Annotated in this window: 7 protein-coding genes; 1 reads left to right on the forward strand and 6 read right to left on the reverse strand. The window is 60.5% G+C overall.

The genetic code is table 11. The features are described 5' to 3' along the window. Window positions 1-76 precede the first annotated feature (76 nt). From aidB to CCGE525_RS21520, 3 genes are all read right to left on the reverse strand, one after another. Complete coding sequence (gene aidB, locus CCGE525_RS21510; protein ID WP_245472057.1) at window positions 77-973, reverse strand: AidB family quorum-quenching N-acyl homoserine lactonase; 897 nt, start codon at window positions 971-973, stop codon at window positions 77-79. Window positions 974-980: 7 nt separating this feature from the next. After that, window positions 981-4,442: a pyruvate carboxylase gene (gene pyc, locus CCGE525_RS21515; RefSeq protein ID WP_120706064.1), complete on the reverse strand. Its 3,462-nt coding sequence runs from the start codon at window positions 4,440-4,442 to the stop codon at window positions 981-983. Between the two features lie 116 nt (window positions 4,443-4,558). Next, complete coding sequence (locus CCGE525_RS21520; RefSeq protein WP_120706065.1) at window positions 4,559-5,299, reverse strand: helix-turn-helix transcriptional regulator; 741 nt, start codon at window positions 5,297-5,299, stop codon at window positions 4,559-4,561. A 366-nt stretch (window positions 5,300-5,665) separates the two neighbouring features. Between CCGE525_RS21520 and CCGE525_RS21525 the strand changes: the two genes are divergently transcribed. Next, complete coding sequence (locus CCGE525_RS21525; RefSeq protein WP_120706546.1) at window positions 5,666-7,435, forward strand: glucan ABC transporter ATP-binding protein/ permease; 1,770 nt, start codon at window positions 5,666-5,668, stop codon at window positions 7,433-7,435. Window positions 7,436-7,863: 428 nt separating this feature from the next. Here CCGE525_RS21525 and CCGE525_RS21530 read toward each other — a convergent pair whose 3' ends face one another. From CCGE525_RS21530 to CCGE525_RS21540, 3 genes are all read right to left on the reverse strand, one after another. Then, window positions 7,864-8,955 (reverse strand): porin, encoded by a 1,092-nt coding sequence (locus CCGE525_RS21530; RefSeq protein ID WP_120706066.1) that lies wholly within the window; start codon window positions 8,953-8,955, stop codon window positions 7,864-7,866. Between the two features lie 346 nt (window positions 8,956-9,301). Continuing rightward, window positions 9,302-10,516, reverse strand: coding sequence for an OpgC family protein (locus CCGE525_RS21535; protein WP_120706067.1), 1,215 nt, complete (start codon window positions 10,514-10,516; stop codon window positions 9,302-9,304). A 92-nt stretch (window positions 10,517-10,608) separates the two neighbouring features. Next, entirely contained in the window at window positions 10,609-19,119 is an 8,511-nt protein-coding gene (locus CCGE525_RS21540; RefSeq protein ID WP_120706068.1) for a glycoside hydrolase family 94 protein, read from the reverse strand. Window positions 19,120-19,419 lie beyond the last annotated feature (300 nt).

Here is a 19,419-nt window from a genome sequence, read left to right on the forward strand (position 1 = left end):
TGAGCGACGCGAGAAGCCTATTCCAAATAGGTGCCGTTCGTCGGGCGCGAACTGCTGCCGATAAAAGCCTGCTTTTTCACGCGACCGAGATTTGGTAGCCCTCGGAGGCCCGCTGTACGCGGCCAAAGCCAGTGATATGGCCACCGGCAACGATCCACCCTTCACGGGCAGCATCTTCCAGCGTGGCTTGGCGAGTTTGCACCGCCATCTCGGGGTCGAGATCGAAGACCAGCCCGATCTTTGGATCACCAGGTTGAAGATCTTGTAGATGCAAGGTGTCGCCCCAGATCAACAGAGCATTATCGTCGCCGCGCACCAGATATCCGGTATGACCGGGAGTATGGCCCGGCAGAGAACGCGCCTCTATGCCAGCGAAAACAGGACCTTCCGGAATCTGTCGAACTCGGGATCCATAGACGCGTTGAAGCTGTTCGGCCACGGCAAAGCCACCCCGCCGCGCCTCCGGCGTTGCCTGTCGAGCCGCCGGATCGGTAAAAAACGCGAAATCGCTCTCCGGCACAAGCACTTCAGCATGAGGAAAATACGGGATGTCTCCATCGAACAAACCGAGAGCGTGATCGCCATGGATATGGGTGAGCAATATATGCTGGATCTGGTCAGGCGTGATTCCAGCCTCATGCAACGCAGATCGCGCGTGGCCATATTTGGATCCCCACGACGTACCGGTACCGGCATCTACGAGCATAATGCCGTCCGCGTCCCGCAGGACGAAACAGTTTACGTCCACCTGAAACGCCGGCTTACCCAACGCATCGATGGCGCGCTGCCGGGCAACGCTGCCATCCGCATCGATCAGCCTATCCGCTGGCGCTTCAAAGACGCCGTCACGCAGAAGGATAACGTCATATTGCCCGAAGCGGCGGGAACTGATTGTCATTGATGCGATTTCGTCTTCAATTCCACATTCAAGGAAGGGACGGGCTCCGAGAGCTGCCCCTTCCTTGTTTCGCAATGGGCGTTCAAGCCCCGTAAACCACCAGCAGATCCTTGGCATCGATCTGGTCGCCGGCGCGGACCAGGACTTCGGCGATTGTGCCGTCCTTTTCCGCATGGAGCGCCGTTTCCATCTTCATCGCCTCGATGGATACCAAGACGTCACCGGCCTTGATGGCCTGGCCGGACGAGACAAAAACAGTGGAGATGACGCCCGGCATCGGCGCGCCGACATGGGCGGCATTGCCCGCCTCGGCCTTGCGGCGGATGGCAGTGCCGGAGGCACCGTGCGCGCGATCCGGTACCTTGATGCGCCGTGGCTGGCCGTTGAGCTCGAAGAACACCGTCACCATGCCCTTGTCGTCGGTCGCCGTCATCGCCTGGTTGACGACGACGAGCGTCTTGCCCTTTTCAATTTCGGCAAACAGCTCGCCGCCTTCCTTCAACCCGTAGAAATAGGCCAGCGTCGGCAGCACCGAGACCGGGCCATAGGTATCGGCGACCAGGGCATAGTCAGTGAAGACCTTCGGATACATCAGGTAGGAGGCGAATTCAAAATCGTCGACCTTGCGTTCCAGTTTGGTCTCGATCGCCTTGCGCTCGGCATCGAGATCGGCCTCGGCCAGCAGCGAACCGGGGCGGACGGTATAGGGCTTGTCACCCTTCAGCGCCTTCTTCTGCAACGCTTCCGGCCATCCGGACGGCGGCTGGCCGAGATCGCCCTTCAGCATGGAAACGACCGAGTCCGGAAAGGCGATATCCTTGGCCGGGTTCTCGACATCGGCAACCGTCAGGTCCTGGCTCACCATCATCAGCGCCATGTCGCCGACCACCTTGGAGGACGGCGTCACCTTGACGATGTCGCCGAACATCTGGTTGGCGTCGGCATAGGCCTGCGCGACCTCGTGCCAGCGGGTCTCGAGACCAAGCGAGCGGGCCTGCTCCTTGAGATTGGTGAACTGACCACCCGGCATTTCGTGCAGGTAGACTTCCGACGCCGGTCCCTTGAGGTCACTTTCGAAGGCAGCATACTGATTGCGGACCGCTTCCCAGTAGAAGGAGATGCGACGGATCCATTCAGGATCGAGGTCCGGATCGCGCTCCGTGCCCTTCAGTGCTTCGACGATCGAGCCGAGGCAGGGCTGCGACGTGCTGCCGGACAGCGCATCCATCGCTGCGTCGACGGCATCGACACCCGCGTCCACGGCCGCCAGCACCGTCGCCGCCGCAATGCCAGAGGTGTCGTGCGTGTGGAAATGGATCGGCAGGCCGGTCGCTTCGCGCAGCGCCTTGAACAGCACCTTGGCCGCAGCCGGCTTCAACAGGCCGGCCATGTCCTTGAGCGCGATGATGTGGGCGCCTGCCTTTTCCAGCTCGACGGCGAGATCGGTGTAATATTTCAGATCGTACTTCGGACGGGCGGAATTGAGGATATCGCCCGTATAGCAGATCGCCGCCTCGCACAGCTTGTTCTCCTCGGCGACCGCATCCATCGACACGCGCATGTTCTCGACCCAGTTCAGGCAGTCGAAGACGCGGAAAAGGTCGATGCCGCCCTTGGCCGCCTGCCGGACGAAGTACTTCACGACATTGTCGGGATAGTTGGTGTAGCCAACGCCGTTGGCGCCGCGCAGCAGCATCTGCAGGAGCAGATTCGGCGCGCCTTCACGGATCAGCGACAGGCGTTCCCACGGGTCTTCGGTCAGGAAGCGCATGGAGACGTCGAAGGTGGCGCCACCCCAGCATTCCAGCGACAGCAATTGCGGCAGGGCGCGCGCATAGGCGCCGGCGATCCCGGCGATATCGAAAGTGCGCATGCGGGTGGCGAGCAGCGATTGATGGCCATCGCGCATCGTCGTGTCGGTCATCAGCACGCGCTTTTCATTGCGCATCCACTCGGCAAATTTCTGCGGACCGAACTTGTCGAGCCGCTGCTTGCTGCCATCAGGAACCTTGCCGTCGATATAGGGCAATACCGGCTCTGCCGCCTTCGGCGACGGTGCCGGCCGGCCGCGGGCCTCCGGATGGCCGTTGACGGTGACGTCGGCAAGATAGGTCAAAAGCTTGGTGGCACGGTCCTGGCGCTTGACCTGCTGGAACAGCTCCGGCGTCGTGTCGATGAAACGCGTCGTGTAGCTGTTGTCGCGGAACTTCGGATGGGTGATGATCGCTTCGAGGAAGGTGAGGTTCGTCGCGACACCGCGGATGCGGAATTCGCGCAGCGCCCGGTCCATGCGGGCGATCGCCTCCGAAGGCGTCGAGGCCCAGGCCGTCACCTTGACCAGCAGCGGATCATAGAAACGGGTGATGATGGCACCGGTATACGCCGTACCGCCATCGAGGCGGATGCCGAAACCGGCAGCCGAACGGTAAGCGGTGATGCGGCCATAATCCGGAATGAAGTTATGCTCAGGGTCTTCGGTGGTGACGCGGCACTGCAGGGCATGGCCGTTGAGGTGGATATCTTCCTGCTTGGGAACGCCTGACTCCGGCGTGCCGATGGCGAAACCGTCGAGGATATGGATCTGCGCCTTGACGATGTCGATGCCGGTGACGACTTCGGTGACGGTGTGTTCCACCTGAATACGCGGATTGACTTCAATGAAGTAGAATTTGCCGGTATCGGCATCCATCAGATATTCGACGGTGCCGGCGCCGACATAGTTGGTGGCCTCGGCGATCTTCAGCGAATAGGCGGCCAGTTCTTGCCGCTGCTCTTCGGTGAGGTAAGGCGCCGGCGCGCGCTCGACGACCTTCTGATTGCGGCGCTGAACGGAACAATCGCGCTCGAAGAGATGCACGACATTGCCGTGCGTGTCGCCCAAAACCTGGCTTTCGACATGGCGGGCGCGCTCGACAAGCTTTTCGAGATAGACCTCGTCCTTGCCGAAGGCGGCCATCGCCTCGCGCTTGGCTTCGGTCACTTCCTTGGCGAGATCGGCCTTGGAGCGGATGACGCGCATACCGCGGCCGCCGCCGCCCCACGAAGCCTTGAGCATGACCGGATAGCCGATCTCCTCGGCCATGCGGGCGACTTCGGTCATGTCGTCGGGCAAGGGCTCGGTGGCCGGCACCACGGGAACACCAACGGAAATCGCCAGATTGCGGGCCGCGACCTTGTTGCCAAGCTGGCGCATCGTATCGGCCCTCGGGCCGATGAAGATGATACCGGCGGCATCGCAGGCATCGACGAATTCCGGGCTTTCCGACAAAAGGCCGTAGCCGGGATGGATGGCGTCGGCACCGGACAGCTTGGCGACGCGGATGATTTCGTCGATCGACAGATAGCTTTCGATCGGGCCGAGGTCGCGGGCAAGATGCGGACCGCGGCCGACCTGGTAGCTCTCGTCCGCCTTGAAGCGGTGCAATGCGAGTTTATCTTCCTCGGCCCAGATGGCCACCGTTTTTATGCCAAGCTCGTTGGCGGCGCGGAATACGCGGATGGCGATTTCGGAACGGTTGGCAACCAGGATCTTGGAAATGGGCAATGCGCTCTCCTCACGGCATCGAAACGGGCAATGCTGCACCCGCGAAGAGAATTCTTAACTTCATGTCACAAGAAGTTCAATTTCTCCTGCGACATCCGACATCAAAATTGTTGCCACTACGGAATAAGACCGTTTCTAAAAGCGATAGCAACGATGTGCTGGCGGTTCTTGGCGTTCAGTTTATCCTGGATACTATTCATATACCAATCGACGGTGTGATTTGAGATCTTGAGCGACCGGCTGATTTCCATCGAAGTCATGCCTTCCGCCAGATGGTTCAGCACCTCCATCTCGCGCCTGGTCAACTTGGCATCGATCTCGGAGACCTCTTCCAGGAATCGCGCTTCGTCGCGCAGTTCCAAAAGCCTCCAGAAGGCTTTTTTCGCCACGGCATCGAAGAGAGAGATTTCGACCGGCGACAGATCGACCACATTGCCGCCGATCGTCATATTGCCAAGCAAACCATTGCGCCCGTGAATGGGAAAAATATAACCGTCGAGGAGCCCATGGGCGCGCGCATCGGCCATCATCTGGTCCATGCGCCGGCGGAGCGGATCGCCTTTCAGCGCCGCCACGGCATCGCGCCAGCGAAAAGGTCGTTGCGCCCGGCCGAGATAGCGGATGGTGGGATCGATCAGGATGTATTTCCTGGCGAGATAGGTGAGCGGCCATTTATCCGGCCAACGTCCGGCAAGCACGAGATTCACGGGATCGGCATCCGGCCGCGGCTGCCTCAGCAGGCCATAAAATTCGAACTTGTAGGACCGTACTACCTGTTCCAGCTCTGCCACAACATTCTTGGCCTGCTTGCATTCTTCAATGACCACAAGCAATTGTATCAAGGCATGAATATTCACATGCACCCCCTGGCTTAGAAGCCTGGTTGTTCGTCAGCAGATGCCGTCATCATGATCCGCTTTGCCTCCGACGCGGCTGATGGCGGGCAAACATACTTAGATCGAAAATAAATTAACGTATTTGGCGAAAATTTTACAGATCAACCTTAAATAGCGGTCGTATCGCTGCGCGACAATGCCAATACATCAACTATTCGCAATCTGTCACAATTCTCGGGCGGCCGCTTGAACGCCCTTGCGGATATGAGCCAAACGCGTGAAAATTTCCTTGAAAAAACAGTGTTAGATTCCGTTAATCGCCGGTTCAGGTAGCAATCTGTAGCATCCAGCATTCCTAATTTTGCGAATGCACAAAGGGTGCCCGACGTGTCGCTGTTCAAAGTCTATGCAAGAGCCCTGAAGTACCTTGGCGCGTATCGATATCGTGTCTGGATGGTTGTCATCGCAAACATCGCGCTGGCGATGACCACCATTTACGAGCCGGTCCTGTTCGGCCGCATCTTCGATGCCATCGCCAAGAAACAGGCCGCGGCGCCGACGATGATGCTGTGGGCAGGTTTCGCCGTCTTCAGCGCGGTGGCGTTCATCGTGGTTTCCCGCGAGGCGGACCGTCTCGCCCATGGGCGTCGCGCATCACTGCTGACTGAAGCGTTCAGCCGCATCATCTCCATGCCGCTCTCCTGGCACAGCCAGCGCGGCACGGCGAGCGCGCTGAACACGCTGCTGCGTGCCTGCGAAGCCCTGTTCGGCCTGTGGCTCGAATTCATGCGCAACCATCTCTCGACGGCGGTCGCGCTTGTCGTGATGATTCCGACGGCCATGTCCATGGATCTGCGTCTGTCAGCCGTTCTCATTTTGCTCGGCATCTTCTACTGGATCATCGGCCGCCTCGTCATGAGCCGGACGAAGGATGGCCAGACCTCGGTAGAAAGCCATTATAACACGGTGTTCTCGCATGTCAGCGACAGCATCAGCAACGTTTCCGTGCTGCACAGCTATAACCGCATCGAAGCCGAAACCAAGGCGCTGAAGTCCTTCACCGAACGACTGCTCGCCGCACAGTATCCGGTTCTCGACTGGTGGGCTCTCGCCGGTGCGCTGAACCGCACGGCCTCGACCGTCGCAATGATGGCGATCCTGATGATTGGTACACTGCTCGTTCAAGACGGCAGCCTGAGCCTTGGCGCGCTGATCACCTTCATCGCCTTCGCCAACGTGCTGATCGGCCGCCTGGAACAGCTGCGCAACTTCGCCAACCAGATTTTCGAAGCGCGCGCCAAGCTGGAAGACTTCTACACCCTAGAAGATTCCGTCCGCGACCGTGAAGAACCGGCCGGCCTTGCTGAGATCAAGGACGTCAAGGGTGAAGTCGAGTTCCGTAACGTATCCTTCGGCTTTGGCAACACATCACAGGGCCTGCACAACATCAACTTCACGGTGAAGGCAGGCCAGACCGTCGCCATCGTCGGTCCGACCGGCGCCGGCAAGACGACGCTGGTTAACCTGCTGCAGCGCGTCTTCGATCCTCAGGAAGGCCAGATCCTCGTCGACGGCCACGACATCACCAAGGTGACGCGTAAGTCACTGCGCCGCTATATCGCCACCGTCTTCCAGGATGCCGGGCTGCTCAACCGCTCGATCAGCGACAACATCCGTCTCGGCCGCGAGGGTGCGACCGAAGAGGAGATGGTCCGCGCCGCCGAAGCGGCTGCCGCCAACGACTTCATCGAGAACCGCGAAAGCGGTTACGAGACCCGGGTCGGCGAGCGCGGCAACAAGCTCTCCGGCGGTGAGCGTCAGCGTATCGCCATCGCCCGCGCCATCCTCAAGGATGCGCCGATCCTCGTGCTCGACGAAGCGACCAGCGCTCTCGACGTGGAGACCGAAAACCGGGTGAAGGCGGCGATCGACAATCTGCGCCAGAACCGCACGACCTTCATTATCGCCCACCGCCTGTCAACGGTCCGCGAGGCCGATATCGTCCTCTTCCTCGACAACGGCCGTGTGATCGAAAACGGCAGCTTCAACGAGCTCAGCCAGAGCAACGGCCGCTTCGCCGCCCTGCTGCGCGCCAGCGGCATCCTGACGGACGACGAGGTCCGCAAGGCACACGCTACGGAAAACGAGGCCGCCTGATAGTTACAACGGGCCTAGAGATCGAAGCCGGGAGAGCTGCTCTCCCGGCTTTTTTGTTGCCCGATTTCCGACGAGGCGACGCTTGTCAGGCAAGCACGATGTCGTCGCAACCCTGTGCCCAGCCCCTCACCCCGACCCTCTCCCCGCGCGTGCGGGGAGAGGGAGCTTATCGCGTAAAATCGGCACCTTCAGTCCATAGCGCAAACACGGAACAGGTCCCCTCTCCCCGCCTGCGGGGAGAGGGCTAGGGTGAGGGGCCATACCCGCACGGAACGCACTCTCAATTACACGAAACCAAAAGCAAGAAAGGCCCGGCAGGGAAAACCGGACCTTTCTCCTTCTCTGATCGGAGGTCAAATCGGCTAACGTCAAGCTGGAGTCATGGCCGACGTCAAACCGGTTATGACTGGCGTCAAACCGGGATCAGATCAGAACTTACGCTCGAAGCGGAGCACGCCGGCCCACTGGTCCTGGTCGGCAGCGTCCCAATCGGTGTAGGAAACTTCCGGCTCGATCAGCAGGTCCTTGACCGGACGCCAGGCGACGTTGGCGGTGGCGGCGAAGATTTTCGAGTCAGTGTAGGCGACCTGAGCATTGGCTTGCAGTTTCGGCGTCAGCTGATAGCTGGCGCCCGTCCAGAAGGCCCAGTCACCCCAGCCGCAATCCGCGCCGTTCGTCGGGCAAGCTGCGCGGTTGGTGTTGAGGTAGGAACCGGCATACTTGTTCAGCTTGTCGCCATCCGTGTTCCAGCCACCCATAAGGAAGGCCTTGAAGTCGCCGAAATCGGCGTCGATCCGCGCCTTGACGGCACCTTCCTCGACAATGCTGTCATAGCCGCCGATAACCCGGAGGGTCCATGCACCCGCCTTGTAGCCGGCGCCGGCAACGACATCGGGAGCATAATGATTGGCCTTGCCGGTTTGCCACGCGCCGCCATAGGACGAGGTATCGGCCGACGAGTTGGAATCTTCCAGCGAGATCACCGCCGTGAAGCCGTTGCCGGCGTCATACTTGTAGGTGAACTGGTTGAGTTCCTTCGGACCGTCATAGACGACGTCGTCGTTGATGACGTTGCCGGCATAGCCCATGTAGAGATTATACTGCGAGTCGAGCTTGCCGACGGTGAAGCCGGCGAGGCTGATATTGGCCCAAAGCAGCTTGGTGGAGGTGGTGCCGCCTTCCTGCCAGTCCCAACGGTAGACGGTGTTGGTCTTCAGCGGGCCGTATTCGGTATCGGTCGCCGTGTCGATGCTGAGCTCGGCACGGGTGTGCCAGAGCGTACCGTTCTTGCTGCTGGGGTTGTAGGCATCGTACCATTCGCCTTCGGTACGGACGCGTCCGCCGATCTTAAGGCAGGTTTCGGTGCCCGGAATAAAGAAGTAGCCGGCGCCATAGGCGTCGCAGATGCGAACATATTCAAGCGGTTCCGGCTCGGCGGCCACAATGGCGTCAGCCGCCTGTGCCCCCGACGCGGCTGCCAGGGCGGCGGCCGAACCGAGAAGAAGACTTCTGATATTCATAAATACTCCAATCTAGTATCGATTGGGCATGAGCTATCGCGCCGAAAATTCGACGTTCCCTACCCCATTCCCGTTTTGACAATCCCCACGATTGCGTCATGCACCCGTTCGGGCGCCTATGGCGCCGGGGTGGCGGCACTCCCCGAGCACCGTCACGGTCTCGATGTAGGAAATTCAGTTTTGCACAACAAGATTTTGAGCAATATAATCTTTGCTGCAACGCACAGGAACACCAGTGCGTTGCAGAAAAATCACGTCACAATTCGTTCACGAAAATGTCGCAAAACGAATCGTCGATATAATTCAATGGATTATATGCTGCGGTATTGAATGGCCGCGTAACCGACTATCGACGTTTTTCGATGCGCATCGGCAGCGGAATCGCACCCACGGACGTCGCAACGGGCCGCTGGCCGGCTGTGTTCAACCGTTTATGCTCGAGATAATAGGCATAGGCGAACTGCGCGACGATGCCGACGAGGACATAGGCGCCGCCGACAGCCGGGTCCTTGTTGGTGACGTAGAGGATGACCTGGCCGGCCATGGCGAGGATCGTGCCCGCAACGAAGATGTTGAGGGAATGCCGCCCGAGGATTGCCAGCGGATGATCTGCGGGCCGGCGCAGCAATCGCGAGACGGTCGGCATGCTGATGATGAGATAGGCAAGCGCCAGCACATGTAGCAGTCGCGGCAACGACAGAAAGGTCTTGTCGAAACCGGTGACAACCGTGGGCAGACCAAACGCGGCGAGATGATCGCCGAGCATCCAGAGCTTGTCGGTGACCCAGATGAGGGACAGAACGACATAGGCGAGCGATAGCGCAAACAGGATCGGATTATAGGATATCCGGCCGCCACGCGTCACATGCATGACGGCGACGAAGCCGATGACGAACAGAAACTGCCAGGAGAGCGGGTTGAGAAACCAGAAGCCGTCCAGCAGCATTGTGTGCGGCGCGATATGATAGATGCCGGCGACCAGCCAGACACTGCCAGAAACCGACAGCAAGAGCAGCGGGCTTCGCGCCTCCAGCACCAGGATCAGCGGCAGCATCAGGAACAACGCACCATACATCGGCAGGATATTGTTGTACCCGATCTGGTGCCCAAGCAGCAGCAGGGCCGAAATACCCCGAGCCGGATCCATCAGCACGGCAAGGATGTTCACCTCGCAGAGCAGGCCTGGCTGACGGAATATCCACGCGCCGGAGATGAACAGCACCAGCGTGATGAAGGTGGTAATCATGTGCGCCGCATAAAGCGTCAAGGCGCGCCTGATCGCCTTCCAGGCAATTGAAAGCTTATTGCCGGGCTTAAATCGCGTGCCGTAAGCGAGACCGACGGAAATGCCGGAGATCAGCACGAACGCCTCCGCTCCATCGGAGAAGCCGAAATTCTTGGTGGTCAGCCCTTCGAGGAACTGGCCGGGCACATGATTGATGAAGATCGTGATCAGGGCCAAGGCTCTTAGAACATCCAGTCTCGTATCCCGCTGCGTCGCCGCCTTCGGCAAGCTCACTCGAGTCGCCGAAGCCAAGTCGATATTTGCCCTGGAATTCATGGACTTCTCCTGTTCCGACAATCAAATGCGATCGGGGCCAAAGAGTTCCCCCTTTGGCCCCGATCGTCGAAGCGAAACAGTGCAGGAAAACGCTACTGTCCGATCGGATAGCCCTCTTCGGGATGGGCGATCGCCCTGTCATTCACGGACACCAAGTATCCCTTAGCATCGGGCGCTTTTGAGACGGAAATGCGGTAATTTCCGCTCGGCAGATCGAGGTCCGCCGCAAAGCTATCCCAGCTCGAAGGCAATGCCGGCTTGACGAAAAGTCGGCCGTTTTTCACTCGGATACCGAGAATGCCTTCGACAGCGACGCGATACAGCCAGCCGGCTGACCCCGTGTACCAAGTCCAGCCGCCACGGCCGGTCAATTGTCCTTCACCGTAAATATCAGCAGCAACCACATAGGGCTCTACACGATACGTATCGGCCTGATCACGATCGCGTGCATGGTTGACGGGGTTGAGCATGTCGAAGCAATGCCAGGCATCGTCGCCACGATTCATTTCCGCCAGCGCCATCACCACCCAGGTCGCGGCGTGGGTATACTGGCCGCCGTTTTCGCGCACACCCGGCGGATAGGACTTGATGTAGCCCGGATCGCGCGCCGACTTGGCGAATGGAGGCGTGAACAGCCGGATGATGCGGTTGTCATCGTCTACAAGCTTTTCAAGAACGGCATTCATCGCCATCTCGCCGCGCCCGCGATCGCCTTCACCGGAGAGAATGTTCCAGGACTGGGCGATCGAATCGATCTGGCATTCGAAATTCTCGTCCGAGCCGAGCGGGCTGCCGTCGTCGAAATAGCCGCGGCGATAGTGACTGCCATCCCAGCCCGCCGTTTCCAGCGCCTTGCGCAATTCCGGCAGGTGCTTCTTCCAGCGCTCGACGCGCTCCTTGTCGCCCCGCGCTTCCGCATAGGGTAGGAAAGCGGTGAGGGTGCCAGCCAGGAACCAGCCGAGCCAGACGCTTTCGCCACGGCCCTGGATACCGACGCGGTTCATGCCGTCGTTCCAGTCGCCGCCGAGGATCAGCGGCAGGCCGTTGCCGCCCTTGCGCTTGATAGCGAGATCGAGGGCCAAGGCCGCATGCTCGTAGACGCTGACCTTATCCTGCGAAACGGTCGGCTGATAGAAGACGTCGTGCGTGCCGGGCATCAGGGCGGCCCCTTCGACGAAGGCAAGCTCTTCGTCGAGAAGCGACTTGTCACCAGTCACGGTGCAGTACTGGTCGATGGCATAGGCGAGCCAGACGACGTCGTCCGAGATACTCGTGCGCACGCCCGCGCCGCTGCCCGGCAGCCACCAATGCTGCACGTCGCCTTCGCGGAACTGGCGTTGCGCCGCATTCAGGATCTGCTTTCGGGCAAGCTCCGGCGCATGCATGAGGAAGGCCAGCGTATCCTGAAGCTGGTCGCGGAAGCCGAAGGCGCCCGAAGACTGGTAGAAAGCGGTGCGTGCCATGATGCGGCAGCCAAGGCTCTGATAGGGGAGCCAAGCGTTGATCATGTTGTTCATCGCCTTGTCCGGCGTCGAGATCTGCAGACGGCCGGTGAAGCCATCCCAGAAGCCGCGGCTGGCCGAAAGCACAGTCTCGAAATCGGCTTTGCGGATATCGGCGACCAAAGCACGCGCCTCTTCGAGAGAAGCCGTATCGCCCATATAGAAGCAGATATCCTTCTGCTCGCCGGCTGCGACGGTCAGGTCGAAGGCGAGCGCCGCGCAGGGATCGCCGTCGAGATCGGTGGAGTTGGAAAGGACGGCGCCAGAAACGACGGCCTCCGGCATCTGCACCGTGCCGTAGCGGCCGATGAATTCGCGGCGGCTGGCCGAGAAACTCGAATGCGCCTCGCTTGCCGCCATAAAGGCAACACGCTTGGAATAGTCGATGCTGTAGGGATTGTTGGCAAACAGCGCACCGGTCTCTTCGTCCAGCGACGACAGGATGAACGGTCTCGTCTTATGCGGATTGGTGCCAAGCACCCATTCCGCATAATTGTAGAGCCGCAGGCGGCGGGCACCGGCGCCCGTGTTGCGGACACGCAGACGGAAGAGCTTGACGGGGCGCTCGCGGTCGACCGTTTGCGCCAGTTCCAGCGCTATGCCGTCCTGTTCGCTCGAGAACACCGAATAGCCGAGACCGTGACGGGCCTCATATTGGACCTTCGGGTTGCGCGACAGGCCCGCATAGGGAGTCATCACCGTGTTGCTGTCGAGGTCGGTCACGTAAAGCGCCTCACCCGGACGGTTGATCACCATGTCGTTGGTCCACGGGGTCAACTGATAGTCGCGGGAATTGTGGCTCCAGGTGAAACCGCCGCCTTCGGCAGGCACATGGAAGCCGAAGCGCTCGTTGGAGATGACGTTGACCCACGGCTGCGGCGTCGACTGGCCGCCGGCAAGCCGGACGACATATTCGCGGCCATTGTCGGCGAAGCCGCCATAACCGTTCCAGAAATCGAGATCGTCCTGCGATTCCAAAACATCGGACGCGAAGACCGACCCCTGCGGTATCATCGGAACGGCAAGCCGATTGACTGGTGCCGACTCATCGGACTGCGCGGACGCGAAGAGCGTTGCGGCACGCGCGATCTGGTCGACGAGCTTGCCGTTGCGCGCATGGAAGATCACCCGCGAGGTGGCGAGGATCTGCTGGTAGGTCTCGTTCTCGATCAGATCCTTGCGCACCGAAAAGATGTTCTGCCGCAGCCCGTCGCCCTGATTGTGGCGGACGTGCTCGACAAGCTTGTCCAGTTCGCGCTGCATGTCCTGGGCGAGGTCTGCTGCGCGCTCGTTGACGATCACAAGATCGGCATTGATGCCGCGCGAACGCATGTATTCCGCCGCGCTCAGCGCTTCTCTGGCGATTTCAAGGTCGATGTCGTCGTTGATGCGCAAGGTGAAGATCGGGAAATCACCCGAGATGGTCACCGGCCAGAGCGCCGACTGCGAATGCAGGCCGGCCTGAACGGTGGCGCCGTCGGCGCGCAGGTGCATATCCGGATAGACGAGATAGCGGGCGAGCTTCTGGAAGGCTGCCGCCTGCTGCGAGGTGACGCCGACATGGCGCATCTGCATCTGCGTGCGGGTCCAGGCCTGCGTGAGCTCAACCCCGAAGGTATCGGGATTGCGGTAGCGTTCGACAGCCTTGTCGACATCCTCGCGGTTCGGCGCGGCAATTGTCCAGAAGATGATGCTGACCTTCTTGCCGGCAGGCACGCGCACGACCCGGCGCAGCGACAGACAGGCGTCCATCGTGAAACCGTCCGTACCGGACAAGGTTGCGCCCGGATCGAATGCCGCAGCTTCCGCAAGCGTGCGGCCGCGGCCGAGGAACTTGCGGCGATCCGTCTCGAATTCGGTCGGACGCTCGGAGCCGGCATTGTCGACGACCAGATGGGCGATCGACATATCCGGTTCGTTGTAATCGCGCTTGTTGCGCTCGGCGCGGATCACGTCGCCGCTGCTGCCGATTTCCGTGCGCACGAACATGCGCGCAAAGACGGGGTGACCTGAATCGACATCATCACTGGCGATCGCCGGCTCGAGATAGGAGGTCACTTCGATGAAGCGGTCTTCCGTACCCATGTTGAGCAGCGTGACGCGACGGCCTTCGGCATCGTTTTCTGTTCCGACGATGCACTCGACCTCACTGGTCAGATCGCCGATGGTCTTGGTGTATTCCACCTTTTCGTCGCTGAAGGAGACCTTGACCTTCTCACCTTCGACGCTGCGCGGCTCCGACGTCGTGGACCACCATTGGCCGGAGACAGTATCGCGCAGGAAGATGAAGGTGCCCCAGCGATCTTCCGTCGGATCGGGCCGCCAACGCGAGACGGACAGGCCGTTCCAGCGCGAATAGCCGGCGCCGGTCGCTGTCAGCATGACGGAGTAATGACCGTTGGAAAGGAAGGCGAGTTCGCGATCCTGCGTGGCCGGATCGGCGATCTTCCGGATTTCCGGGCGCAGCATATCTTCCTGGATGTTGGCCGGCTGGTCGCTCTCATGCTTGGCAGCCATGACCGGAATGTCGCGCGGTGCTTTTTCCTGCAACAGCAGTTCGGCCGCCTCGATCACCGGATCGGCGTGAAACAGTTCACGCAGACGCCCGTTGAAGGCAACATTGGCAATAGCCGCGATCGACATGCCGTGATGGTGGGCATAGTAGTTGTAGACAACCGCGCACTTCTTGCCTTCCGGAACGCGGGTCGGCGTGAAGTCGACAGCGTCGTGGAAGCCATAGGTGCCGAGCGCGCCGACCTTTCGCAGCTTCTGCAGATTTTCGAGTGCCGCTTCCGGACGGTACTGGCTGGCGAGGATAGAGGCATAGGGCGCGATGACCGCATTCTGGCCGAGGCCGCGCTTCAGGCCGAGCGAGGGCACGCCGAAGTTGGTGTACTGGTAGTGCATATAATGGTCGCGGGCGTTGAAGGCCGCTTCCGAAATGCCCCAGGGAATGCCCGCGCCCAGGCGCTTGGCATAGTTCATCTGCTCCTGAACAATCAGATTGTTCGTCTGGTTGAGGATACCGCCCTGGCGCTCCTGCATCACGAGCGGCGGCATCAGATATTCGAACATCGAGCCGGACCAGGAAACCAGCGCGCCCCGCGAGCCGATCGGCACGACCTGGCGGCCGAGGCGGTACCAATGTTCCGTCGGCAGATCGCCCTTGGCGATGGCAAAGAGGCTGGTGAGGCGGGCTTCCGACGCCAGCAAGTCGTAGCAGGCGGCATCGAGTTCGTTGGTTTCCACGCGGAAGCCGATGGAAAGCAGGCGCCGTTCCGGACGGTAGAGGAAACTGAAATCCATCCCGAAGGCGATCTCGCGCATGCGGTCGCGCAGCTTTGCCAGGCGCTGACGTAGCGCATCGACATTGGCAAGATCGAAGACGCTGTCGGCGATATGGCCTTCGCAGACCTTCACCAGCGATTCCGACCAGGTGAGCACTTCGCCGCTCTGCGGTGACTTGACCTCATGGTCGAGGTTGGCGGCAAGCTTCTGGATATCATGCGCCAGGACCGACAGGTTGATGATGCGTATCGAGGCGAACTCGTGCTCGCGCTTGACCGCCGCCAGAGCGTTGCGGAAGCCGATGATGCGCTCTTCCAGTCGATGACGCAGCGGACGTACGGTTTTGCGATCATCCGGCAGTTCGGCAAGCATTTCACCGAGAATGCCGGCGACATCGCCGATGCCGTCGAGATTACCCTGCATATGCGCGGAGGGCGCTTCCGCCCAGATGCGGCAGGCCGAAGACACGGCGATCAGGTGGCCGGCGAAATTGCCGCTATCGACCGCCGAGACATAGCGCGCGCCCATCGGCTTCAGCGTGTCGGTATGATACCAGTTGCAGAGATGCCCGCGGAACTTCTCGAGCTTCTCGACGGTCGCCATCGTCTTTTCCATGCGATCGATGGTTTCCTCGAAGGAGGTCCAGCCGAAATTGCGGGCCGAGATCACCGAGAGCAGGTAGACGCCGATATTGGTCGGCGAGGTGCGCGAAGCGACCACGGCATGCGGCGTCTGCTGCACGTTGTCCGGCGGCAGATGGTTTTGCTGGTCGACCACGAAGGTGTCGAAATAGCGCCAGGTGCGCCGCGCAATCTTGCGCAGCTCGGCCGAAACGCTTTCCGGCACTTCGAGCTTGTCTTCGGTTTCCGCCGTCTGGCTGACATACCAGGCGATGGCCGGCGACAACATCCAGAGCAATGCGAAGGGAATGCCGACGAAGAAGGCGTTGTCGCCGGACACCGATGCGAAGGCCAATGCCAGCAGCGCCAGCACCGGCGCGTGCCACATGACGCGGTAATGGCCGAGGATCGTCGTCTGTGCCGCTGCCTGGGCGCTGGCCGCCGTGCGCCATTGCAGCATCAGCTTGCGGCTGACGAAGGCACGGTAGAGCGAGCGGCCAATGGCGTCAGCCATGATGCAGGCGCCGTCGGCAATGAAGACGATGCGTAGCGCCACTTGCGCATTGGCGGCGCGGATATCAGACCAGACCGTATAGAGATGGGCGCGGGCGACGATATCGCTGGTGCGGGGAATGATGCCGTTGATCAGCGACAGCGTCGGTGCCACGAACAGGCAGAAGATCAACAGGATCTGCCAGATAAGGGCGGCGAACGGTCCCATGAAATACCAGCCGAGAACGGAGGCGAAGAACCAGGCGATCGGCGTCAATGAGCGGCGCAGATTGTCCATCATCTTCCAGCGGCCGAGGCCGGTGACGCCGCGCTTCGGATTGAAGAGATAGGGGAGCAGCTGCCAGTCGCCGCGGGCCCAGCGATGCTGGCGCGAGACTTCCACTTCGTAACGGATCGGGAAATCCTCGACGAGTTCGCAGTCGGTGACGAGCGCGCAGCGCGCCATCGAGCCTTCGAGCAGATCGTGGCTGAGAACCGCGTTCTCCTCGATCTTGCCCTTCAGCGAGGCCTCGAAAGCATCGACATGATAGAGGCCCTTGCCGGTGAAGGTGCCTTCCTCGACCAGGTCCTGATAGACGTCGGAGACAGCAAAGACATAGGGGTCGAGACCGCGATTGACGGAGAAGACGCGCTGGAACACGGAGGCGTCCTTGCCGGTCGTCAACGACGGGGTGACGCGCGGCTGCAGCACACCATAACCGCGGACAACACGCTTGCTCTCGGGATCGAACACCGGCCGGTTGATCGGATGATGCAGCTTGCCGACGAGCTTCGTGACCGTGTCGCGCACCAGGCGCGTGTCGGAATCGAGCGTCATGACGTACTTCACGTCCTTCGGCACGGCATTGGCACCGGGCAGGAAGGTCGTATCGCGATCGCCGCGCAGCAGCAGGTTCAGCTCGTGCAGCTTGCCGCGCTTGCGCTCCCAGCCCATCCAGGCACCTTCAGCCGGATTGTAGAGGCGGCGACGGTGCAGCAGATAGAAGCGCTGCTTGCCGTCCTCTGCATAGCGGGCCGAGAGATTGGCGACTTCGCGGCGGGCGTAATCCAGAATTTCCAGATCGCGTTCGCTCTCTTCTTCCTTGCTGTCCGGCCAGTCGCTGAGCAGCGCGTAATAGACCTCGCCGAGCGGATTGGCGAGATAATGAACCTCGATGTTGCGCACCAGTTCGTCGACACTGTCGCGATTGGCGATCAATGTCGGCACGACGACCAGCGTGCGGGCCTCTTCCGGAATGCCCTCCTTGAACTCATAGCCGACGAGACGCGCCGGCGTGAGGTACATGGTGACCACGAAGTTGAACAGGCCGGTGGCGCCCTCGGATGCCGGCAGCGAGAACATCAACAGCAGGATGATGGTTTCAGCCCAGCCCATACCAGCCTGGATCATGAAATAACCGACGATCCAAAGAGCGATGACGGTGAGCAGAAGAACGGGGGCGGCGATCGCCAGCCAGTTGAACTTGCGCCACTGGCGAACAAAACGCTGCGACAGCTTCGGGCTGAAGCCGATCGCCTTTTCCAGCTTCTCGATCTGCTGGCCGACGATGAAATCGCCGATATTCGGCTCATGCGGCTGCGGCTCGCCCGAGACCTTGGCCGCCTCGGTCATGGCCATGGCGACCTGAGCGATCTCCATTTCCGTCTTGTCGGAACGGCGCGCAAGCTTTTCGATGGCGCGGCGATAGCTGTTGCGCGAGCCAGGATCGAGCTTGGCGTAGTCGGTCTCGTCCCAGAGCAGCTTGTCGACCGCGCTGACCTCCTCGACCCAGCCCGACCAGTCGGTGTCGTCGATCAGGCGCAGGCTTTTGATGATGTTGCCCATCGTCACATTGCCGGACGACAAGCGGTTGTGCTCGGCCATCATGACGGTTTCGGCGTCGGTGCCGGCGTCCGCCAAACGCCTTTCCAGCCAGGTGACGGCAAGGCCCGACGTGTGCGAACCGTCGCGCAGGCGATAGAGGAACTGCGTGGCGAAGGTATTGTCTGATGTGTAGGGTTCGAGCGTCCTCAGAAACTCGGTGACCTTGGCGTCGTCATTGATACGGATCAGTTCATCGACGGCGGCGTTGGCCTTCTTGCGCGTCAGGCGGCTCTGCTCGACGCGGCTGGAGATGCGACGCAGGTTATCGACCAGAACATAGCGCACCAGCGATGGAACCGCCCAGAGTTCGCCGATCTTCAGCATCTCGTGCGACTGGAAGCCTTCGACGAGTGCGAGCAGGCCCTGGTTGGACACGGTGCTGTGCGTGTGGGCGACATAGAGCCAGGCGAGTGCCAGCGTGCGCGGCATCACCATGCCGTCGATGGTGATCGTCTGCAGCTGATCGTAGAATTTCTTCGGAAAATCGCGGCGGACTTCCTGGATCGCTTCTTCGATGATGTAGTGGTTGTCAAGCAGCCATTCGGCCGCCGGCGTGATCGATTCGCCGGCATCGACGTCGGCATTGGCCGAACGGTAGACGCGCAGGATCTCTTTTTCGTTCTCCTTGTGCCGGGCGAAGAAATCGAAGGGCGCAAAGCCCGGCAGCTTCGTGTTGGCGCCGTTGCGGGCGAAAACAGAACCGCATTCCCGGATCTGATCGTTGGAGAAATAGGCAGCACGGATCGAATCGTTATGATCGATCTGCTTGGCTTCAGAATCGCGCGGCGGAACAGTGGAGAGATTTTGAGATGTCATGGATTCGTGTTCTGGGTCCAAACAGAGTGACAGGCATTGTCGCCTTCAACGTCTTTTGCCCTGCCCGACACAACTATTCACGCATTTGGACCCTTTGCTTCGCTTCCCGGCGTGCGAAGGGGATGAATTCGAAGTGACGGCTTAGAACAAACGTATTCAGGCGAAGATTTTCACGGCCTCTTCTTCAGGATCATGGCGATTTTGCGCCACCATTCGAAACTGGCTTCCGTGAAACTTGAGACGCGGCCGGATGATTCCGGCAGCTGTCCGCACGTGTCAAAGACAATCGATCAAGGTCAT

The organism is Rhizobium jaguaris (assembly GCF_003627755.1).
Lineage (GTDB): Bacteria > Pseudomonadota > Alphaproteobacteria > Rhizobiales > Rhizobiaceae > Rhizobium > Rhizobium jaguaris.